20 protein-coding genes are annotated in these 19,472 nt (G+C 70.1%); 7 read left to right on the plus strand and 13 right to left on the minus strand.

Translation table 11 applies throughout. From position 1 onward, the window contains the following. Window positions 1-13: 13 nt before the first annotated feature. On the minus strand, window positions 14-754 hold the full coding sequence (locus VEC03_RS01510) for an ABC transporter permease (RefSeq protein WP_324912360.1): 741 nt from the start codon (window positions 752-754) through the stop codon (window positions 14-16). 88 nt (window positions 755-842) lie between these two features. Here VEC03_RS01510 and VEC03_RS01515 point away from each other — a divergent pair, with 88 nt between their 5' ends. Then, complete coding sequence (locus tag VEC03_RS01515; RefSeq protein ID WP_324912361.1) at window positions 843-1,955, plus strand: substrate-binding domain-containing protein; 1,113 nt, start codon at window positions 843-845, stop codon at window positions 1,953-1,955. Between the two features lie 21 nt (window positions 1,956-1,976). On the opposite strand, the gene VEC03_RS01520 is transcribed toward VEC03_RS01515, so the two are convergent. After that, complete coding sequence (locus VEC03_RS01520; RefSeq protein WP_324912362.1) at window positions 1,977-3,239, minus strand: SUMF1/EgtB/PvdO family nonheme iron enzyme; 1,263 nt, start codon at window positions 3,237-3,239, stop codon at window positions 1,977-1,979. A gap of 180 nt (window positions 3,240-3,419) precedes the next feature. On the opposite strand from VEC03_RS01520, the gene VEC03_RS01525 reads away from it, so the two are divergent. Continuing rightward, window positions 3,420-4,016 (plus strand): TRAP transporter small permease subunit, encoded by a 597-nt coding sequence (locus tag VEC03_RS01525; protein WP_324912363.1) that lies wholly within the window; start codon window positions 3,420-3,422, stop codon window positions 4,014-4,016. Window positions 4,017-4,046: 30 nt separating this feature from the next. Continuing rightward, complete coding sequence (locus VEC03_RS01530) at window positions 4,047-5,813, plus strand: TRAP transporter large permease subunit (RefSeq protein WP_324912364.1); 1,767 nt, start codon at window positions 4,047-4,049, stop codon at window positions 5,811-5,813. Window positions 5,814-5,889: 76 nt separating this feature from the next. Here VEC03_RS01530 and VEC03_RS01535 read toward each other — a convergent pair whose 3' ends face one another. From VEC03_RS01535 to VEC03_RS01560, 6 genes are all read right to left on the minus strand, one after another. Next, the gene (locus tag VEC03_RS01535) at window positions 5,890-7,575 is read right to left on the minus strand and encodes a cation:proton antiporter (protein WP_324912365.1); all 1,686 of its coding nucleotides are present in this window, start codon (window positions 7,573-7,575) and stop codon (window positions 5,890-5,892) included. Window positions 7,576-7,664: 89 nt separating this feature from the next. Continuing rightward, window positions 7,665-8,747: a TRAP transporter substrate-binding protein gene (locus VEC03_RS01540; protein WP_324912366.1), complete on the minus strand. Its 1,083-nt coding sequence runs from the start codon at window positions 8,745-8,747 to the stop codon at window positions 7,665-7,667. A gap of 243 nt (window positions 8,748-8,990) precedes the next feature. Then, window positions 8,991-10,070, minus strand: coding sequence for a TRAP transporter substrate-binding protein (locus VEC03_RS01545; protein ID WP_324912367.1), 1,080 nt, complete (start codon window positions 10,068-10,070; stop codon window positions 8,991-8,993). 187 nt (window positions 10,071-10,257) lie between these two features. Continuing rightward, on the minus strand, window positions 10,258-12,159 hold the full coding sequence (gene dxs / locus VEC03_RS01550; protein ID WP_324912368.1) for a 1-deoxy-D-xylulose-5-phosphate synthase: 1,902 nt from the start codon (window positions 12,157-12,159) through the stop codon (window positions 10,258-10,260). A 4-nt stretch (window positions 12,160-12,163) separates the two neighbouring features. After that, on the minus strand, window positions 12,164-13,084 hold the full coding sequence (locus VEC03_RS01555) for a farnesyl diphosphate synthase (RefSeq protein WP_324912369.1): 921 nt from the start codon (window positions 13,082-13,084) through the stop codon (window positions 12,164-12,166). Next, window positions 13,069-13,296: an exodeoxyribonuclease VII small subunit gene (locus tag VEC03_RS01560; RefSeq protein ID WP_324912370.1), complete on the minus strand. Its 228-nt coding sequence runs from the start codon at window positions 13,294-13,296 to the stop codon at window positions 13,069-13,071. Before VEC03_RS01560 ends, VEC03_RS01555 begins: the two co-directional genes overlap by 16 nt. 148 nt (window positions 13,297-13,444) lie before the next feature. On the opposite strand from VEC03_RS01560, the gene VEC03_RS01565 reads away from it, so the two are divergent. The 4 genes from VEC03_RS01565 (at window position 13,445) to VEC03_RS01580 (ending at window position 17,166) form a co-directional block, all read left to right on the plus strand. Then, window positions 13,445-14,584: an aromatic ring-hydroxylating dioxygenase subunit alpha gene (locus VEC03_RS01565; protein ID WP_324912371.1), complete on the plus strand. Its 1,140-nt coding sequence runs from the start codon at window positions 13,445-13,447 to the stop codon at window positions 14,582-14,584. After that, window positions 14,584-15,234, plus strand: coding sequence for a 3-isopropylmalate dehydratase small subunit (gene leuD, locus VEC03_RS01570; protein ID WP_324912372.1), 651 nt, complete (start codon window positions 14,584-14,586; stop codon window positions 15,232-15,234). The genes VEC03_RS01565 and leuD overlap by 1 nt, the downstream gene beginning before the upstream one ends. Window positions 15,235-15,385: 151 nt before the next feature. Then, window positions 15,386-16,273, plus strand: a complete 888-nt coding sequence (locus VEC03_RS01575; protein WP_324912373.1) for a DMT family transporter — start codon at window positions 15,386-15,388, stop codon at window positions 16,271-16,273. 2 nt (window positions 16,274-16,275) lie between these two features. Beyond that, on the plus strand, window positions 16,276-17,166 hold the full coding sequence (locus VEC03_RS01580) for a sulfurtransferase (RefSeq protein WP_324912374.1): 891 nt from the start codon (window positions 16,276-16,278) through the stop codon (window positions 17,164-17,166). Between the two features lie 22 nt (window positions 17,167-17,188). On the opposite strand, the gene VEC03_RS01585 is transcribed toward VEC03_RS01580, so the two are convergent. The 5 genes from VEC03_RS01585 to VEC03_RS01605 all read right to left on the minus strand — a co-directional run bounded on the left by VEC03_RS01585 (window position 17,189) and on the right by VEC03_RS01605 (window position 19,445). Beyond that, entirely contained in the window at window positions 17,189-17,584 is a 396-nt protein-coding gene (locus tag VEC03_RS01585; RefSeq protein WP_324912375.1) for a hypothetical protein, read from the minus strand. Continuing rightward, window positions 17,584-18,039, minus strand: coding sequence for a hypothetical protein (locus VEC03_RS01590; protein WP_324912376.1), 456 nt, complete (start codon window positions 18,037-18,039; stop codon window positions 17,584-17,586). Before VEC03_RS01590 ends, VEC03_RS01585 begins: the two co-directional genes overlap by 1 nt. A gap of 165 nt (window positions 18,040-18,204) precedes the next feature. Continuing rightward, window positions 18,205-18,705, minus strand: coding sequence for a hemerythrin domain-containing protein (locus VEC03_RS01595; protein ID WP_324912377.1), 501 nt, complete (start codon window positions 18,703-18,705; stop codon window positions 18,205-18,207). A 14-nt stretch (window positions 18,706-18,719) separates the two neighbouring features. Next, window positions 18,720-18,932 carry a hypothetical protein gene (locus VEC03_RS01600; RefSeq protein ID WP_324912378.1) on the minus strand — a complete coding sequence of 71 codons (213 nt, stop codon included), beginning with the start codon at window positions 18,930-18,932 and terminating at the stop codon, window positions 18,720-18,722. Window positions 18,933-19,052: 120 nt separating this feature from the next. After that, window positions 19,053-19,445: a hypothetical protein gene (locus VEC03_RS01605; protein ID WP_324912379.1), complete on the minus strand. Its 393-nt coding sequence runs from the start codon at window positions 19,443-19,445 to the stop codon at window positions 19,053-19,055. Between the last annotated feature and the right edge of the window lie 27 nt (window positions 19,446-19,472).

Consider the following 19,472-nt stretch of genomic DNA (forward strand, 5'->3'; position numbering starts at 1 on the left):
GCCGGTTGCGAATTCACCCCGAGATCCCCGCGCTGGGCACCATCGCCGGCCCTTCGCTGCGACCCAGCCGCCAGCGGCGCAGCACCACCACCAGCGCATTGAGCACCAGCACCACCGACAGCAGCACGATGCCCAGCCCCAGCGCCAGCGGCAGGTCGCCCTTGCTGGTCTCCAGCGCGATGGCCGTGGTCATCACGCGGGTGAAGCCGTCGATGTTGCCGCCGACGATCATCACGGCACCCACCTCGGAGATCGCGCGGCCGAAGCAGGCGATCACCACCATCAGCAGCGCGTACCGCTCGTCCCAGGCGATCAGCAGGCTGCGCAGGAGCGAGCCCGCCCCCATCGAGGCCAGCTGCTCGCCGTGCTGCTGGTCGACGTCCTCCACCACCTGCCGCGTCAGCGCAGCGGCCACGGGCAGCACCAGGATGGACTGGGCCAGCACCATCGCCGGGAAGGAATACAGCCAGCCCAGCCAGCCCAGCGGCCCCGACCGCGACAGCAGCAGGTAGACCACCAGGCCGACCACCACGGACGGCACGGCCAGCGCGGTGTTCAGCAGGGCCAGCACGGCACCGCGCCCGCGGATGCGCGCCGCCCCGATCCAGGCGCCCAGCAGCAATCCCAGGGCGCATGCGATGGCACAGGCCGTGGCGCTGATCCCCAGCGAGCGGAACACGATGGACGCGAGCGTGGGATCGGGCGCCAGCACCAGGTGCAGCGCCAGCGCGAGGCTTTCGGAGAAGCTGCCCATGGCGCAGCGATGCTGGCATGCACCGTTCTCGGGCGGACTAGGTCCTACGCTTATGAATCCTGGTGCATAACGCATACTCATGCGCGCCATGCACAAGATCGAGCTCTCGTACGCGCTGACCCGGCTGCGGCGGGACGGCGGCATCCGCAATCCGCTCATCGAGCTGCTGCAGGCGGTGCGCCGCGAAGGCTCGATCTCGGGAGCGGCCCGCGCGCTGGGCCAGTCCTACCGCCATGTCTGGGGCGAGCTCAAGCGCTGGGAAACGGAGCTGGGACACGGCCTGATCGTCTGGGACAAGGGCCAGCCGGCCCGCCTCACCGCCTTCGGCGAGAAGCTGCTGTGGGCCGAGCGACAGGCGCAGGCGCGACTGGCACCGCAGATCGAGGCGCTGCACGCCGATCTTGAGCGTGCCTTCGCGGTCGCCTTCGACGACGCGACGCAGGTGCTGACGCTGTATGCCAGCCATGACGACGCGCTGGCCCTGCTGCGCGAGCACGCGGCCGGCAGCGCGCGGCTGCACCTGGACATCCGCTTCACCGGCAGCGTCGATGCGATCGCCGCCCTGAACGAGGGCCGCTGCACCATGGCGGGCTTCCATACGCCGCCGCGGCCGGCACCGGGCTCGGCCTTCGAGCGCGCCTACCACCCGCTCCTGCAACCGGGCCTGCACAAGATCATCGGCTTCGCACGCCGCAGCCAAGGGCTGGCGGTGGCGCCCGGCAATCCGCTAGGGCTGGCTTCGTTCGCGAATCTCTCGCGCGGCGCCCGCTTCGTCAACCGTGCGCTGGGCTCGGGCACGCGGCTGCTAGCCGAGGAGCTGCTGGCCGGCGCCGGGCTCGCGCCCGTGGCCATCGAGGGCTGGAACCGCGTCGAGCCCTCGCATGCCGCCGTGGCCCAGGCGGTGGCCTCCGGCAGCGCCGATGCCGGCCTGGTGATCGAGGCCACGGCGCGCGCGCGCGGGCTGGACTTCGTGCCGCTGGTCGAGGAGGACTACTACCTGGTGTGCCTGAAATCGCTGCTGGAGGACACGCCGGTGCAGGGCCTTCGCCAGGTGCTGGCGGCCCCCGCCTGGCAGGGGCTGTTGCGCACCCTGCCCGGCTACGAGCCGCTGCGCTCGGGCGAGGTGCTCAGCCTCAGCGAGCAGCTGCCGTGGTGGCGCTACGCGCGGGCCAAGCGCAAGTCGGCGCCTGCCCCCGGTTGACGCTACCGCCGTCCCGGCCGATCACAGCGCGCAGGTGCGAAAACCCGTGAAGTGGTCGTCGCGGTCGGGCATCGCCCAGCCGCGGGCCTTGGGCGACTTCAGGCGCGAGCGGGTGGCGAAGGAAGCGCCCCGCAGCACGCGGGCCTGGCCGAACACGGGCGTGGCCTCGAATTCGGTGTGGCGCGTCCAGGCGTGCGGCTCGAAGCCGGGATACGGCCGCAGCGTGCCGGCGGTCCACTCGTGCACCTCGCCCCAGCGGAAGCCCCGGCCGGCCGCCCGGTGCGCGGCCACCTCCCACTCCACCTCGGTCGGCAGGCGCCGGCCGCGCCAGCGGGCCCAGGCATCCGCCTCCCACCAGCTCAGGTGCATCGCGGGCTGCTGCGGCGCCATCCGCGTCGGCTTGCCGAAGAAGGACTGCAGCACGGCGCCGCTGGCGACGCCGATCTGCTCGACGTGGCGCGGGCCGCGCCGGCCCTCCGCCTGCGCCACCCGCTGCAGCCAGTCCCAGCCCTCGGGCCGCCACAGCTCCGGCCGGTCGTAGCCGCCGTCGTCCACGAACTCCACGAACTGGCTCCAGTTGACCGGCTGCGCGTCGATCTCGAACTCCGGGACGTCCACCTCGTGCGCCCACTGCTCGACGTCGAACACGAAACCTCCCGATTCCGATCCGAGGTGCCAGCGGCAGGCCGGCAGCTGCAGCGGCTCGCGCACCGCGGCGGCCGCGGGCGGCTGCAGCGTCAGCGTCATGCCCAGTTCCTGCGCCTGCCGGATCAGCTGCTCCCCGCGCAGGTCCTCATGGAACAGCGCCGCGCGATAGAAGTACAGCCCGTCGTCGCCGGCCGCCGCATGTTCCAGCTGCTCCAGCGTGCGCTCCAGCGTGTCCATCAGCCACGCGCGCAAGTCGGCGCCCTCGGGCAGCGGCATGTCCCAGCGCGCGTCGTGGGGCGCCAGCAGCGGGTGGTACCAGCGGTCCGCCATCGGCTCGACCGAGCCCAGGCGAGGTGCGTCGGCGGGGCACAACGTGCCGAGCGCCCGCCGCGGGTTGCGGCCGATCCAGTATTCGGCGAACCAGGCCACGTGGCCGGCGATCCACTGCGGCCGCTCGAGGCCGGGCTGCACGGGCAGCCGGAGCGCGCCGGCGTCGGCCTCCTCGTAGCGCGCCAGCAGCGCCAGCGTGTGGTTGCGCGCGTCCATCAGCGCCAGCGACAGCCGTTCGGCGCCGGCCCGGCGCATGTCCGGCTGGTCGATGCCCTGGGGCGCGAGCGCGGAGGCGGTCGATGCCATGCGGCCATTATGCGAACCGCGTCCACTAGGGGATAACACTGGCATCTTAAGTAATCATTTCGTCAGCTACCCCCACGCCCATACCCGACAATGACGGGTCTGAAAAAGCCGCCGGGCGCCGGGCTGCAACCGCAGCGGCGCCCGGTGTCACATACGAGCTTCCATTCCCCCGGAGACGGCATGCAGGCACTTCTGAAACTGTCCAGGGCCATCGACTGGCTCAATGGCCACGTGGGCCGCTGGGTCATCTGGCTGATCCTGGCCTCCACCGTGATCAGCGGCGTCAACGCCTCGGTGCGCAAGGCGTTCAACACCAGCTCCAACGCCTACCTCGAAGTGCAGTGGTACCTGTTCGCCGCCGCCTTCCTGCTGGCCGCCGGCTACACCCTGCTCAACGGCGAACACGTGAAGATCGACGTGTTCTATTCCCGCTTCTCGCGCAGGACGCAGAACTGGATCGACATCTTCGGCTTCACCTGTTTCCTGCTGCCCGTGGCGCTGGCGGTGCTGTGGTACGGCACGCCCTTCTTCCTGCAGGGCTGGCGCTCGGGCGAGATGTCCTCCAACGCCGGCGGCCTGATCCGCTGGCCGGTCTACCTGATGATGCCGCTGGGCTTCGCGCTGCTGCTGCTGCAGGGGCTGTCCGAACTGGTCAAGCGCATCGCCTTCGCCATGGGCCTGATCCCCGATCCGGCGGTCAAGAAGACGGAGAAGTCGGCCGAGGAGGAACTGGCCGAGGAACTCCGACGGCTGGCCGAGCAGCAGAACAAGGCCTGACGGGCCGCGCGAGGAACCAGAGGAGTCACGATGGAGTTCATCACGCAAAACATGGCCCCGATCATGTTCGTGGGCCTGATCTTCTTCCTGCTGCTGGGTTTCCCGGTGGCGTTCAGCCTGGGGGCCTGCGGGCTGTTCTTCGGCTTCATCGGCATCGAGCTGGGCGTGCTGCCCGAGTCGCTGCTGCAGGCGCTGCCGCTGCGCATCTTCGGGATCATGCAGAACGAGACGCTGCTGGCGGTCCCGTTCTTCACGCTCATGGGGCTGATCCTGGAGCGCAGCGGCATGGCCGAGGACCTGCTGGACACCATCGGCCAGCTGTTCGGCCCGATCCGCGGCGGCCTGGCCGTGGCAGTGGTGATCGTCGGCGCGCTGCTGGCGGCCACCACCGGCGTGGTGGCGGCTTCGGTGATCTCCATGGGCCTGATCTCGCTGCCCATCATGCTGCGCTACGGCTACGACCGGCGGCTGGCCTCCGGCGTGATCGCCGCCTCCGGCACGCTGGCGCAGATCATCCCGCCCTCGCTGGTGCTGATCGTGCTGGCCGACCAGCTCGGCCGCAGCGTGGGGGACATGTACAAGGGCGCCTTCATCCCCGGCTTCATCCTCATGGGCATGTACCTGCTGTGGGTGGTGATCCTGGCCGTCTTCAAGCCGCACATGGCACCGGCGCTGCCGCCCGAGGCGCGCACCTTCCGCGAGCCCGACGGCGGCAACGGCCTGCCCTCGCTGGTGATCCTGGCCGGCATCAGCATCGCCGTCGCCCTGCTGCTGGGGCAGAACTACCCGGCCGTGGTCAGCTGGTGGCGGGGCGCCGAAGTCACCAGCATGCCCAAGGACGAGACCATCGTGATGTCCATGGCGGCCGGGGTGCTGCTGGCGTTCCTCGCGGCCGTGATCAACAAGGTGCTGCGCCTGGGCCTGCTGTCGCGCATCGCCGAGCGCGTGACCTTCGTGCTGATCCCGCCGCTGTTCCTGATCTTCCTGGTGCTGGGCACCATCTTCCTCGGGATCGCCACGCCGACCGAAGGGGGCGCCATGGGTGCGCTGGGCGCCCTGGCGATGGCGACGGCTCGCGGCCGCCTGAGCTTCAACCTGCTCAAGCAGGCCCTGAACAGCACCACCAAGCTGTCCAGCTTCGTGCTGTTCATCCTGATCGGCGCCACCATGTTCAGCCTGAGCTTCCAGGGCGTGGACGGTCCGCGCTGGGTGGAGCACCTGCTCACCAGCCTGCCGGGCGGCCAGCTCGGCTTCCTGATCGTGGTGAACATCCTGATCTTCCTGCTGGCCTTCTTCCTGGACTTCTTCGAGCTGTCCTTCATCGTCATCCCGCTCCTGGCGCCGGTGGCCGAGAAGCTGGGCATCGACCTGATCTGGTTCGGCGTGCTGCTGGGGGTGAACATGCAGACCTCGTTCATGCACCCGCCGTTCGGCTTCGCGCTGTTCTACCTGCGCAGCGTGGCGCCCGAGAAGGAATACACCGACAAGCCGACCGGCAAGCGCATCGCGCCGGTGACCACCGGCCAGATCTACTGGGGCGCCGTCCCCTTCGTGGTGATCCAGGTCATCATGGTCGGCCTGATCATCGGCTTCCCGGGCATCGTGTCGCACGACAAGGTGGAGAAGATCGACCTCGACAAGGTCAAGATCGAGATCCCGGACATGCCGAACTACGGCACGCCCGACGTCAATCTGGCCCCGCCGCCGCCCCTGCAGGGAGGGTCCGATGCCGGCAGCGGCATGCCGTCGGCCGACGAGGAACAGAAGCGCATCGACGAACTGTTCAACAAGAAGTAGGCGGCGCGCGCCGCGAAAGAAGGGCCTGCGATGCAGGCCCTTTCTTTTTGCCACCGCGGAACCGGCTCCGCCGGGCCTATGCGCAGCGCTCGAGCACGTGCCGCGTCATCGCGCGCGCCAGTTCGTGCTCGCCCAGGAACACCTTGCCGGAGAGCTCGCGCTCCAGTAGTTCCGCTTCAGCGGCGTTGTGGCTGCGCACCACGATCTCGATCCCCGGGTTGAGCAGGCGGGCATTGTGCGCCATCTGGCGCACCCCCAGCGTATCGGAAGTGGCGATCACCAGCAGCCGCGCCCGGGCGATGTGGGCCTGCACCAGCACCTCCGGCTGCGCGGCGTCGCCGGCCACGGCGGCCATGCCCTCGGCCCGCAGCCGTTCCACCAGCTCGCGGTTGGCCTCCGCCACCACGAACGGCAGGCCGGCCTCGTGCAGCGCCGCCGCGATGTCACGGCCGACGCGGCCGTAGCCCACCAGCACCACCTGCCGCGCCAGGAACTTCTCGTCGGTGCTCAGGGGCAGCTCGGCCAGAGGGTCGTGGCGCGCGTTCAGGTCGCGCGCCAGCTGCGAGCGCGCCAGCAGCCAGCGCTGCAGCGGTTCGATCGCGCGGAACACCAGCGGGTTGAGCGCCATCGACAGGATGGATCCGGCGACCACCAGGCTCTGCGCTTCGGAGGGCACGACGTGCAGCGCGGCCGCGAGGTTGATCAGGATGAAGGAGAACTCGCCGATCTGGGCCAGGCTGGCGGAGACCGTCAGCGCAGTGTTCAGCGGGTAGCGCAGCGCCAGCACCACCACGGCGGCGGCCACCGACTTGCCCACCAGGATGATGGCAGTGACCCCGAGCACGCGCAGCGGCTGCTCGAACAGGACGGTGGGGTCGAACAGCATGCCCACCGAAACGAAGAACAGCACGGCGAAGGCGTCGCGCAGGGGCAGCGACTCCTGCGCGGCGCGGTGGCTGAACTCCGACTCGCGCAGCACCATGCCGGCGAAGAACGCGCCCAGGGCGAACGACACGCCGAACAGCATGGTGGCGGCGTAGGCCATGCTGACCGCCGCCGCGATCACGCACAGGGTGAACAGCTCGCGCGAGCCGACCTTTTGCACGTGCCACAAGGCCCAGGGGAACAGGCGCCGGCCGACGATCAGCATCAGGCCGATGAACAGGGCCACCTGCAGCAGCGTGGTGGCCAGGCCCCGCCACAGGCTGGGCATGGCGCCGCCCTGCCCCTGGCCCTGCCACATCGCCGCCAGCGGCGGCAGCAGCACCAGCGCCAGCACCATGGCCAGGTCCTCGACGATCAGCCAGCCGACGGCCGCGCGCCCGTTGAAGGTCTCCAGCAGGCCCACGCTCTCGAGCGCGCGTAGCAGCACCACGGTACTGGCCACCGACAGCGACAGGCCGAACAGCACCGCGGCCGGCAGGGACCAGCCCCAGGCGCTGGCCAGGCCGGCGCCCATGACCGTGGCCACCGCGATCTGCACGATCGCGCCGGGCACCGCGATCTTGCGCACCGCCATCAGGTCGCCCAGCGAGAAATGCAGGCCGACGCCGAACATCAGCAGCATCACGCCGATCTCGGCCAGCTGGGCCGCGAGATTGGCGTCGGCGACGAATCCAGGCGTGTGCGGGCCCACTACCACCCCGGCCAGCAGGTAGCCCACCAGCGCAGGCAAGCGCAGCCGGGCCGCCATGAAGCCCAGCAGCAGCGCCAGCCCCAGGCCCCCGGCCACGGTCGCGATCAGCGGCACATGGTGGTCCATCCCCCGAATCTAGCCGAGCCGACCCAAAAACAAAGGAGGCCCCGCAGGGCCTCCTTGGATTTCGAGCCGCGCGCAAGCGCGCGATCGCATCAGAGCTTGACCGACAAAATATAGTCGTCGTAGCGGTACTCGGAGAAGCGGCCCCACAGGATCTGGTCGCGCTGGAACGCGCGCATGTCCTGGTGGATCTTCTTGAACTCGGGCGACTTGGCCTCGTGCTCGGCGAACACCTCCATGGCGGCCTTGAAGCCGGCGTCCATGATGTCCTTGGAGAACGGACGCAGCTGGGTCTTGGCGGCCACCAGGCGCTTGAGCGCCGTCGGGTTGAGGGCGTCGTACTTGGCCGTCATGTCGCGCGCGGCCACGTTGGTGGCAGCCTGCAGGATGGCCTTGTTCTCGGCCGACAGCGCCTCGTAGGCCTTGGTGTTGACGAAGAACTCCAGTTCGGCGCCGCCTTCCCACCAGCCGGGGTAGTAGTAGAAGGGCGCGACCTTCTGGAAGCCCAGCTTCTCGTCGTCGTAGGGGCCGACGAACTCGGTGGCGTCCAGCGTGCCCTTCTCCAGGGCCTGGTAGACCTCGCCGGCCGGCATGTTCTGGGCGACCACGCCCAGCTTGGCCATGGTCTCGCCGAACAGGCCGCCGCCCAGGCGCATCTTCAGGCCCTTGAGGTCGGCCGCGGTCTTGATCTCCTTGCGGTACCAGCCGCCCATCTGGGTGGTGGTGTTGCCGGCCGAGAAGCTCTTCATGTTGTACTTGGCATAGAAGGCATCCATCAGCTTGCGGCCGTTGCCATGCTCCATCCAGGCGTCCATGTGGCGGGCGGTCAGGCCGAAGGGCACCGCGCAGCCGAAGGCGAAGATGGGGTCCTTGCCGGTGAAGTAGTAGGGGGCGGTCTGCCCCATCTCGATGGTGCCGTTCTGCAGAGCGTCGACGTTGCCGAAGGCCGGCATCAGCTCACCGGCGGCATGCACGGAGATCTCGAACTTGCCGCCCGACATCGCCTTGACGGTGCGCGACAGGGTCTCGGCGCTGCCGAAGATGGTGTCCAGCGACTTCGGGAAGCTCGAGGACAGGCGCCAGCGCACTGCCGCCTGAGCGTGCACGGCCGGCGCGGCGCCCGCGGCCAGCACGGCCGCGATGCCGCCGTGCTTGAGAATGGAACGACGATCCATGGATGGGGTACTCCTGTGAGTTCGCTTGTAAAAAGGGCGCGCTGATGATGGGCTGGCCCATGCCCCAACCCTTGCAGAAGGCTGGCATCGGTTGCAGGACGCGTATTCAAACGACCCGATCCACGAATGAAAAAAGCCGCAAATCGTGCGGCTTCAGCATGAGATTGAGTTCCTTGGACCTATGCGATCCCGGAAGAAGAAAAGCCGCACCCGAGTGCGGCTTTTCTTTCGAGCGGGGGCCGCTTAGAGCTTCTGGCTCTGCATGAAGCGGTCGAAGGTGGCTTCCGTGAAGCGGAACCACAGGTTCTGGTCCGCGCGGAACTTGCTGTAGTCCGCGTAGATCTTCTTCCACATCTCGTTCTTCTGGTTGAGCTCCTCGTACAGCTCCAGCGAGGCCTTGAACGCGGCGTTCATCACGTCGGCCGGGAACGGGCGCAGCTTGCTGCCGCCACCCACCAGCTGCTTCAGCGCCGCCGGGTTGCGGGCGTCGTAGCGGGCCTGCATGACCACCAGCGCCTCGGTCGCCGCGGTCTCGATGATGGCCTTGTTCTCGGCGGACAGGCTGTCGAAGGCCTTCTGGTTGATGAACACGTCCAGCTGCGGGCCGCCTTCCCACCAGCCGGGGTAGTAGTAGAACGGCGCGACCTTGTTGAAACCCAGCTTCTGGTCGTCGTACGGGCCCACCCACTCGGCGGCGTCCAGCGTGCCCTTCTCGAGCGCCTGGTAGATCTCGCCGCCAGGGATGTTCTGCGGCACCGCGCCCAGGCGCTCCATCACCTTGCCGGCGAAGCCGCCGACGCGGAACTTCAGGCCCTTCACGTCGTCGACGTTCTTGATCTCCTTGCGGTACCAGCCGCCCATCTGGGCGCCGGTGTTGCCGGCCGGGAAGCTGATCATGTTGTAGCGGGCGTAGAACTCGCGCATCAGCTTCAGGCCGTTGCCCTCGTACATCCAGGCCGTCATCTGCCGGCTGTTCAGGCCGAACGGGATGGCGCAGCCCAGCGCGAAGCACTCGTCCTTGCCGAAGAAGTAGTAGGGCGCGGTGTGCGCCACTTCCACCGTGCCCTGCTGCACGCCGTCGACCACGCCGAAGGCGGGCATCAGCTCGCCGGCCGCGTGGGTGGAGATCTCGAACTTGCCGCCCGACATGGCCTTGACCTTGGCCGCGAACACTTCGGCGCCGCCGTAGATGGTGTCCAGGGACTTGGGGAAGCTGGAAGCCAGGCGCCAGCGGATGGCGGCCTGCGCGTGTACCGCGGGAGCCACCCCGGCGGCGAGCACGCCCGCAATGCCGGCGTGCTTGATCAATGAACGACGATCCATGTGTGGGAGCTCCTCTGTCGATACGAAAAAGGGATGACAACGAATGTCGGCGCCATTCTAGAAACGCGCACACCAAGGTACTCAGGGGTTTTCCCTTGCGGGTCCACCCGAGTACTTTCGTCTAGAGGAGAGGCGTCAGAAAACCTTCAGCCTTGCAGTCGCCCCGTGCAGGGCTCGGCGTGGGCGGTCAGCCCACGACCTTGAGCGCGGGCGCCGCCCGCACCACCCACTCGCCGAAGCGGCTGCGGATCGATCCTTCGATGCCGGCGGCATCCAGCCCCTGCAGCGACAGCAGGCGCGCGGGATCGCCATGCTCGATGAAGGTGTCGGGCAGGCCCAGTTGCAGCAGCGGCTTGCGAATGCCCGCCGCATGCAAAGCCTCGCTTACCGCGCTGCCGGCGCCGCCCGCGATGCAGCCTTCCTCCACGGTGACCAGCGCCTCGTGGCGCTGCGCCAATTCCAGCAGCAGGCGGGTGTCCAGCGGCTTGGCCCAGCGCATGTTGGCCACCGTGGCATCCAGCCGCTCGCCGGCCTCCAGGGCCGGGTACAGCAGGGTGCCGAAGGCGAGGATGGCGATGCCCTTGCCGGCCTCGCCCGTTCGCGTGCGGCGCACCTCGCCCTCGCCGAAGGGCAGCGCCTGCAGGCCCGGCTGCACGGCGACGCCGGCGCCGGCGCCCCGCGGGTAGCGCACCGCCACCGGATGGTCCTGGCCAAAGGCAGTCGTCAGCAGCTGGCGGCATTCGTTCTCGTCGGCCGGGCAGGCGACGCTGACGTTGGGGATGCAGCGCAGGTAGGCGATGTCGTAGGCGCCGGCATGGGTGGCCCCGTCGGCGCCCACCAGCCCGGCCCGGTCGAGCGCGAACACCACCGGCAGGTTCTGCAGCGCCACGTCGTGGATCAACTGGTCGTAGGCGCGCTGCAGGAAGGTGGAATAGATCGCCACCACCGGCTTCAGGCCCTCGCAGGCCAGGCCGGCGGCGAAGGTGACGGCATGCTGCTCGGCGATGCCGACGTCGAAGTAGCGCTCCGGGAAGCGCTTCTCGAATTCGACCAACCCCGAGCCCTCGCGCATGGCCGGCGTGATGCCCACCAGCCGCTTGTCCTGCGCGGCCATGTCGCACAGCCACTGGCCGAACACCTGGGTGAAGGTCTGGCGCGGCGGCGTGGCCGGCGGCCGCAGGCCCACCTTGGGATCGAACTTGCCGGGCCCGTGGTAGGCCACCGGGTCGGCTTCGGCCAGCTTGTAGCCCTGGCCCTTCCTCGTGACCACGTGCAGGAACTGCGGGCCGCGCAGGTCGCGGATGTTCTCCAGCGTGGGGACCAGCGATTCCAGGTCGTGGCCGTCGATCGGGCCGATGTAGTTGAAGCCGAACTTCTCGAACAGCGTGGCCGGCACCACCATGCCCTTGGCCTGCTCCTCCAGCCGCTTGGCCAGCTCGAACAGCGGGGGCGCGACCTTGAGCACGTTCTTGCCTACGTTCTTGGCCGCCGCGTAGAAGCGCCCGCTCATGAGCTGCGCGAGGTAGCGGTTCAGCGCGCCCACCGGCGGGCTGATCGACATGTCGTTGTCGTTCAGGATCACCAGCAGGTCGCAGTCGGCCACGCCGGCGTTGTTCAGGGCCTCGAAGGCCATGCCCGCGGTCATGGCGCCGTCGCCGATGATGGCCACCGACCGGCGCGCCTCGCCCTTGCGCTGCGCGGCGATCGCCATGCCCAGCGCGGCCGAGATGCTGGTCGAGGAATGCGCGGTGCCGAAGGTGTCGTACTCGCTCTCGGCACGCTGCGGGAAGCCCGACAGGCCGCCGAGCTGGCGCAGGGTGGGCATGCGATCGCGCCGCCCCGTCAGGATCTTGTGCGGGTAGGTCTGGTGGCCCACGTCCCACACCAGCCGGTCGTGCGGCGTGTCGAAGACGTAGTGCAGCGCGATGGTCAGTTCCACCGTGCCGAGGTTGGAACTGAGGTGCCCGCCGGTGCGCGACACGCTCTCGAGCACGAAGTTGCGCAGTTCGACGGCCAGCTGGGGCAGCTGGGTCCGCGGCAGCCGGCGCAGGTCGGCGGGTGAGTTGATCGATTCGAGCAGCGATGCCATGGATCTAGTTCTTGCGTTCCACCACCATGCGGGCGAGCGCGGCCAGCGCGCGGGTGTCGGCCAGCCCGCTGGCGTCCAGCGCGGCGAGCGCCTCGGCCAGCAGTTCGCGGGCATGGGCCCGCGAGGGCTCCAGGCCCAGCAGCGACACGTAGGTGGGCTTGTCCTGCCGGGCATCCTTGCCGGCCGTCTTGCCCAGCGTCTGCGAATCGGCCGTGACGTCCAGGATGTCGTCCACCACCTGGAAGGCCAGGCCGATGGCCGCGCCGTAACGGTCCAGGGCCTCGCGGGCCCGGGCCTGCGGCGCGCCGCAGGCGGCGCCCATGGCCACGCTGGCCTGCAGCAGCGCCCCGGTCTTGAAGCGGTGCATGCGGCGCAGCTGGCCTTCGTCCAGCGCCCGGCCGACGCTGGCCAGGTCGATCGCCTGGCCACCGGCCATGCCCTGCGCGCCGGCGGCGCGCGCCAGCAGGCGGCACAGCGAGGCCTGCACCGCGTCGGCGATGCCCACGCCGTCCGGCGCCAGCAGTTCGAAGGCCAGCGCCTGCAGCGCATCGCCCGCCAGCAGCGCCTGGGCCTGGCCGAAGCGCACGTGCACGGTGGGCTTGCCCCGGCGCAGCACGTCGTCGTCCATGCAGGGCATGTCGTCGTGCACCAGCGAATAGGCGTGGATCAGTTCCACGGCGCAGGCCGCGCGCAGCGCCGCCTGCGGATGGCCGCCGACCGCCTCGGCCGCCGCCAGCACCAGCAGCGGCCGCAGCCGCTTGCCGCCGTCGAGCACGGCGTAGCGCATGGCCTCGCCCAGGCCCGCCGGCGCATCGGCCGGCACCCAGTCGGACAGGGCGGCCTCCACCTGCGCCAGGCGCGCGGTGCTCCAGGCCGGCAGGTCGAACGGCGCGAACGCCGGGGTCGCGCTCACTGCGGCGTCCATGGCTTGAGCGTGCCTTCGTCGAGCACCCGGATCTGGTTCTCCACGGCTTCGAGCTTGTCCCGGCAGAAGGCCAGCAGCTCGGCACCTCGCTTGTAGCCCGAGAGCAGCTGCTCCAGCGGCAACTGGCCGGACTCGATCACCTGCACCAGCTGGTCCAGCTCCTGCAGGGCCGCCTCGTAGCTCACGGGCGGGTTGGACGGATCCTCTGGCATGGATTTCTCGGGGAAAAACCGTGGATTTTAGGGCGGCGGGCCCCATCCTGACCCCAGGGCTACAATCGCCCTCCCTTTGCGCGCCCCTGTCCGCAGGACCATGCGCTTTCCCTGCCCCTTCATAGGGGGAGTCTCTAGGTCAGGTGAAATGTCTGATTTAAGTCTTCAGTTCCAGCAGGCCCAAAGCCAACTTCCCGTCAGCAGCTACTTCGACGAGGCGCTCTTCCGGCGCGAGATGGAGACGATCTTCCAGCGCGGGCCCCGCTACGTGGGGCACGCCCTTTCCGTCCCCGAGGTCGGCGACTACTACGCCCTGCCCCAGGAGGGCGAAGGCCGTGCGCTGCTGCGCACTCCCAAGGGCGTGGAGCTGATCTCCAACGTCTGCCGGCACCGCCAGGCCGTGATGCTGCGCGGCAGCGGCTCGACCGCCGGCGCCGGCGGCAACATCGTGTGCCCGCTGCACCGCTGGACCTACAGCGCCGGCAGCAACGGCAGCCAGGCCGGCACCCTGATGGGCGCGCCGCATTTCCCGCAGGACCCCTGCCTGAACCTGAACAACTCGCGCCTGCGCGAGTGGAACGGCCTGCTGTTCGAGGACAACGGCGTGGACATCGAGGCCGAGCTGGCCGGCATGCGCCAGCGCGCCGACCTCGACTTCACCGGCATGGTGCTGGACCGCGTCGAGCTGCACGAGTGCGACTACAACTGGAAGACCTTCATCGAGGTCTACCTGGAGGACTACCACGTCGGCCCGTTCCATCCCGGCCTGGGCAACTTCGTCACCTGCGACGACCTGCGCTGGGAGTTCAAGGAGCACTTCTCGGTGCAGACGGTCGGGGTCGCCAACCGGCTGGGCAAGGCCGGCAGCCCGGTGTACGAACGCTGGCAGAACGAGCTGCTGGCCTACCGCAAGGGCGAGCCGCCGAAGTACGGCGCGATCTGGCTGACCTACTACCCGCACATCATGGTGGAGTGGTATCCGCACGTGCTCACGGTGTCGACGCTGCACCCGGTATCGCCGCAGAAGACGCTCAACATGGTCGCCTTCTTCTACCCGGAGGAGATCGCCGCCTTCGAGCGCGGCTTCGTCGAGGCGCAGCAGGCCGCCTACATGGAGACCTGCGTGGAGGACGACGAGATCGCCCTGCGCATGGACGCGGGCCGCAAGGCCCTGATGGAGCGCGGCGAGAACGAGGTCGGCCCCTACCAGAGCCCGATGGAAGACGGCATGCAGCACTTCCACGAGTGGTACCGCCGGCGCGTCGGTGCGGGACGCTTCGCCATCTGATGCCTTCCTTCCCGGACGGTCGCCACGGCGGCACGGTGGTGCCGCTGGACCGCCCCAACGTCGACACCGACGCGATCTTCCCCAAGCAGTACGGCCGGTCCACCGCGCGCAGCGGCTACGGCCCCGTGCTGTTCGACAACTGGCGCTACCTGGATCCGGGCGACCTGGACAGCGACCACTCGCGGCGCCGACCCAACCCGGACTTCCCGCTCAACCGCCCGGAACTGCGCGGCGCCACCGTGCTGCTGGCGCGCGAGAACTTCGGCTGCGGCTCCAGCCGCGAGCACGCCGTGTGGGCGCTACGCGACCAGGGCTTCCGCGCCGTGCTGGCGCCCAGCTTCGGCGACATCTTCCGGCAGAACTGCCCGCTCAACGGCGTTGCGGCCCTGGTGCTGGCGCCGGCTGCCGTCGATCGCCTGTTCGCGCTGGCCGCCGCGGCACCGTTGCGGGTGGAAATTGACGTGCTGCAGCGCCGGGTAACCGCCGGCGGCGAGTCCTTTTCCTTCGCGCTGAGCGCCCGCGAGACCCTGCTGCTGACCGAGGACATCGACTGGATCGGCGCCACGCTCGCCCAACGCGAGCGCATCGCCGACTTCGAGCAGCGGCGGCTGGCCGCCCAGCCGTGGCTCGCGCGAACCTGGCCCGAGTGATGGACCACCCCGAAGCGCCTGCGGCGCCTCCCCTCAAGGGGCGCCACCAGCGGCCCGGCAGAGCCGGTTCCGCGGTGGCACTGGACTTGGGCCATGCGATTCCGTACACCGCGCCTCGTTCCGTGCACCGTTGAAGAACTGGCTACGACCCGTGCAAGCCCTCTGGATGATCCTGGCGGCCTTCTCGTTCGCCTCGATGGCGGTGTGCGTGAAGGTGGCCTCCGAATGGTTCAACGCGGCCGAGCTGGTGTTCTACCGCGGCCTGGTCGGCATGCTGCTGATGTGGCTGATGGCGCGCCGCCAGGGCACGACGCTGCGCACCGCCTATCCGGGCATGCACGCTTGGCGCAGCCTGGTCGGCGTGATGTCGCTGGGCGCCTGGTTCTATGCCATTGCCGGCCTGCCGCTGGCCACCGCGATGACGCTCAACTACATGAGCAGCGTCTGGATCGCCGCCTTCCTGGTCGGTGGCGCGCTGCTCGCCTGGAACCCGAGGGCCGGCGCGCTGCGCCAGGGGCCGCTGGCGCTGGCGGTGCTGGCCGGCTTCGTCGGCGTGGTGATGATGCTGCGACCCACCATCGAGCAGAACCAGGTCTTCGCGGGCCTGGTGGGGCTGCTGTCGGGGCTGGGGGCGGCCTTCGCCTACATGCAGGTGATGGCGCTGGGCCGCATCGGCGAGCCGGAGGCGCGCACGGTGTTCTATTTCGGGGTCGGGTCGGCCGTCGCGGGCGGCGGCGGCATGCTCGTGATCGGCGCCTCGCCCTGGGGCTGGTACGCGCTCTGGCTGCTGCCCATGGCCCTGCTGGCCTCGCTCGGCCAATGGGCGATGACGCGCGCCTACAGCCAGGGCGCCACACTCGTGGTGGCCAATTTGCAATACTCGGGACTCGTGTTCGGCGCCCTGTACGGCGTGCTGCTGTTCGGCGAGATCATCCCGCCGATCGGCTGGGCCGGCATGGCACTGATCATCGCCAGCGGCATCGCCGGCACCGTGCTGCGCGCGCGTGCGGCACCCCACGCCCCGGCCGAGGAGCATTGAGGATGTTCACCACCCTGATCACCGCCGAGCAACTGATGGCGCTGCGCGTCCCGGACGCCCGCCTGATGGTGTTCGACTGCAGTTTCGAGCTCACCAACCCGGCGGCCGGCGAGGAGCAGTACCGCAACGCGCACCTGCCGGGGGCCGTCTACGCCAACCTGGACACCGACCTGTCGGACCAGGGCGTGGTCGATCCCGACGGCCGCCACCACCCCCACGCCGATGCAGCCTCGGGCGGCCGCCATCCCCTGCCCAGCCGCGAGAAATTCGCGATGTGGCTCAGCAGCGTCGGCTTCGCGAACGACATGCAGGCGGTGGTCTACGACCGCCAGAACGCCGCGTATTGCGGCCGCCTCTGGTGGATGCTCAAGTGGGCAGGCCACGACGCCGTGGCCGTGCTCGATGGCGGCCTGCAAGCCTGGCAGGCCGCCGGCGGCGAGGTGGTGGCGGGCGAGGAGCCCGCGCACTTCCAGTCCAACTTCCGGCTCGGCGCACCGCTGCGCCGGCTGGTGCGCACCGACGACGTGCTGGCGGCACTGCAGGGCGGGCGGCAGACGCTGGTGGATGCCCGTGCCGCGGCGCGCTACCGCGGCGAGGTCGAGCCGTTCGACCCCATCGCCGGACACATTCCGGGCGCGCTGAACCGGCCGTCGTCGCTGAACATCGGCCCCGACGGGCGTTTCCGGCCGCCGGCCGAGTTGCGCGCCGAGTTCGAACAACTGCTGCAGGGGCGCGACCCGGCCGGCGTGGTCCATCACTGCGGCAGCGGAGTCAGTGCGGTGCCCAACCTGATCGCGATGGAACTGGCGGGCCTGGGCCCGACCGGCCTCTACGCCGGCAGCTGGAGCGAGTGGTCGCGCGATCCGGCGCGGCCGGTCGCCACCGGCGGCTGACGACGCGGCGCCGGACGGGCGGTCAGCGACTGCCCGTGGCGCTGGATCGATTGCTGCTTCCGGGAGGCGCCGCGGACCCGCTCGGGGCCGATGCCGCCGGCGCGGCCCCCATGGCGGTACGCCCCTCGCCCAATCCGCCGCCGAGGCCGGCACCGGAGCCACTGCCCTGGGTGCCGCTCCCGGTGGCACCGGCGACCGGCTCGCCGCCGGACGAGCCCGGATGCGGTGCCGAGCCCTTCACGCCCGACGGGCCGCCGGGCGGGCCATCGGGCGCCTGCGGCGCCCGTGCCTGGGTGGGATTGCCGGTGCCCGGACTGCCCTGGGCATTCGGGTTGGCGGTGGCGCCGCTGTCGGCGCCCCGCCCGCAGGCCACCAGCGCGGCCGTCGCGAGGATGGCCGCGGCGAAGGCAGGCAGCATCAACGGGTCGACGTGCTGGTGCTGCTGGTGGAGCCGGAGGCGCCCATCGAGCCGGAACCGGAACCGCTGCTGCCGGAGGTGCTGGAATCGCTGGAGCCGCTCGAGCCGCTGGTGCTCGGGCTGGTGCTGCTGCCGGAGCTGCCGCTGGCGCCCATGCCGCTGGTGCCGGAGGAACCGGAGGAGCCGGAGCTGCCCGCGGTGCTCGGCGAGGTGCTGGGCGAAGTGCTGCTGCCGCTGGCCGAACCGGACGCGCCGGTGCTGCCGCTGCTGCCCATGCTCGTGGACCCGCCGCTGCTCGAGGGCGAAGTGGTGCTGCCGCTCGTGCCGGCCGTGCTGCTGCCGGAGCGCGTGCCGGCCGTGTCGCTGCCGCCGTTCTGGCCGCAGCCGGCCAGTGTCAGGGCTGCTGCTGCGATCACGGCCAGCGCGGCGCCGCGCGGAAAGTGGGATGCGTTCATCTGGATCTCCTTGGTTGATGTCTCTTGGGAAGACGAGGACTGCCGGCAGCCCGTGGCTGCCTGCGCCCACTCTAGGGGTGCCCAACGGGGAGGCTGTCGTCTCGCACTGTCGAACTCTGTAGGACAAGCGCAGGCCGGGAGCACGGGCCTGCGGAGCCCGGCTGCTCAGGCGATGGCCGAGGCCAGCAGTTCCTCGCGCAGCGCCTCGGGCACGGCCTGCAGCTCGCCGCGGCGCAGGGCCAGCCGCTGGCCCAGCCGTAGCAGGTCCAGGCCGCTGGCGCGCAGCCGCGGGAAGACTGCGTCGCGTTCCTCCATGAAGTGGTGTCGCGCGTACTCGCCCAGCACGAGGACCTTGGCGTCGTACAGGTCCTCGTGGGCGTCCATGGCCAGGATCTGCCCCACCAGGTCGCTCAAGGTGGCGTGCTCGACCTCCGCACGGTCCATCAACTCCCCGGCCCGGGTCGCTTCGCGCGCCGCGGGGTAGAACAGCTCGTCCTCGAGCTTGGCATGGATGGTCAGTTCCAGGCAGATCTGTTCGGCCAGCGACTTGCGGCGGGCTTCGGCCGCACGGTTGGCGGCCAGCACCTCGTAGTCCCGGAACAACTGGCGCAGGGCTTCGTGGTCGGACTCGAGCAACTCGAGTGCGTCCGGCACGGTGGACGTCATGGGCACGCCCGCGCTCAACGACGCCGCTCGCCGGACTCGGCGTCCGTCTTGCTCGCCTGCTTCATCGCCTTCTCGGCGGCGGTGCCCTGGCGCGGCGCCGGGTCGTTGCCGCTCTCGGCCGTTCCGGCATCCTCGGGCTGCATGTCGGGCGCGGGCGTGTTGCGCGTGCGGTCCTGCTCGGATTCGGGCGCGCGCTCGCCGCTGCGGGGCTGTCTGGGGGAATTCACGGGACCTCCTGTTGTGGCCATGGATGGCATTGGCTGCACTCTAGGCAGGCGGCATTCCCGGCCTCGTCAGCTTGCCTCTGCCGCTGCTGTAGGACGCGGCACCACGGCAGGCCGCGCGGCTCAGGAGCGCGGCGTGCGCGGCGTCTTCTTCGCGTCGGGGTCGCTCGGCCCGTTGTGGTCGGACAGTCCCGGGCCGGGCGCCTTGCCCAGCTCGCCGCCGTCGCCGCCCTGCGCCTCCCAGGTGCCCTGGCTGCGCGCCGTGTTGCCGCGCGGGCGGATCTCGTCGTCGTCGTCCAGGTTCACCGGCCCGCCGGCCATGGGCTTGTCTTCCGCCGCGCCGTGGTCGCGCTGGTTGACGCCGCTGGGCGCCACCAGCTCCGGCTGGCGATCGCTGGTGAGGCCGACCTTGCCCTCGGCTTCAGGGGCCTGGCCGCGGCGGTCCTGCCGGCCTTCGGATCGGTCGGCGGCGTCCTGGCGCGGCGCGCCGCCGGTGGATGGGGTCTGCTTGCTCATCGGGCCTCCGGATGGGTGATCCCCATC

Source organism: Ramlibacter sp. (assembly GCF_035627355.1).
Classification (GTDB): domain Bacteria; phylum Pseudomonadota; class Gammaproteobacteria; order Burkholderiales; family Burkholderiaceae_C; genus Ramlibacter.

Excerpts from the sequence above, each read along its gene's own strand:
- VEC03_RS01605 (WP_324912379.1), bottom strand. The coding sequence starts at position 19,445 with ATGAGCAAGCAGACCCCATCCACCGGCGGCGCGCCGCGCCAGGACGCC.
- VEC03_RS01515 (WP_324912361.1), top strand. The coding sequence starts at position 843 with ATGCACAAGATCGAGCTCTCGTACGCGCTGACCCGGCTGCGGCGGGAC.
- VEC03_RS01535 (WP_324912365.1), bottom strand. The coding sequence starts at position 7,575 with ATGGACCACCATGTGCCGCTGATCGCGACCGTGGCCGGGGGCCTGGGG.
- VEC03_RS01540 (WP_324912366.1), bottom strand. The coding sequence starts at position 8,747 with ATGGATCGTCGTTCCATTCTCAAGCACGGCGGCATCGCGGCCGTGCTG.
- VEC03_RS01525 (WP_324912363.1), top strand. The coding sequence starts at position 3,420 with ATGCAGGCACTTCTGAAACTGTCCAGGGCCATCGACTGGCTCAATGGC.
- VEC03_RS01595 (WP_324912377.1), bottom strand. The coding sequence starts at position 18,705 with ATGACGTCCACCGTGCCGGACGCACTCGAGTTGCTCGAGTCCGACCAC.
- VEC03_RS01565 (WP_324912371.1), top strand. The coding sequence starts at position 13,445 with ATGTCTGATTTAAGTCTTCAGTTCCAGCAGGCCCAAAGCCAACTTCCC.
- VEC03_RS01530 (WP_324912364.1), top strand. The coding sequence starts at position 4,047 with ATGGAGTTCATCACGCAAAACATGGCCCCGATCATGTTCGTGGGCCTG.
- VEC03_RS01590 (WP_324912376.1), bottom strand. The coding sequence starts at position 18,039 with ATGAACGCATCCCACTTTCCGCGCGGCGCCGCGCTGGCCGTGATCGCA.
- VEC03_RS01585 (WP_324912375.1), bottom strand. The coding sequence starts at position 17,584 with ATGCTGCCTGCCTTCGCCGCGGCCATCCTCGCGACGGCCGCGCTGGTG.
- VEC03_RS01545 (WP_324912367.1), bottom strand. The coding sequence starts at position 10,070 with ATGGATCGTCGTTCATTGATCAAGCACGCCGGCATTGCGGGCGTGCTC.
- leuD (WP_324912372.1), top strand. The coding sequence starts at position 14,584 with ATGCCTTCCTTCCCGGACGGTCGCCACGGCGGCACGGTGGTGCCGCTG.
- VEC03_RS01520 (WP_324912362.1), bottom strand. The coding sequence starts at position 3,239 with ATGGCATCGACCGCCTCCGCGCTCGCGCCCCAGGGCATCGACCAGCCG.
- VEC03_RS01510 (WP_324912360.1), bottom strand. The coding sequence starts at position 754 with ATGGGCAGCTTCTCCGAAAGCCTCGCGCTGGCGCTGCACCTGGTGCTG.
- dxs (WP_324912368.1), bottom strand. The coding sequence starts at position 12,159 with ATGGCATCGCTGCTCGAATCGATCAACTCACCCGCCGACCTGCGCCGG.
- VEC03_RS01555 (WP_324912369.1), bottom strand. The coding sequence starts at position 13,084 with ATGGACGCCGCAGTGAGCGCGACCCCGGCGTTCGCGCCGTTCGACCTG.
- VEC03_RS01560 (WP_324912370.1), bottom strand. The coding sequence starts at position 13,296 with ATGCCAGAGGATCCGTCCAACCCGCCCGTGAGCTACGAGGCGGCCCTG.
- VEC03_RS01580 (WP_324912374.1), top strand. The coding sequence starts at position 16,276 with ATGTTCACCACCCTGATCACCGCCGAGCAACTGATGGCGCTGCGCGTC.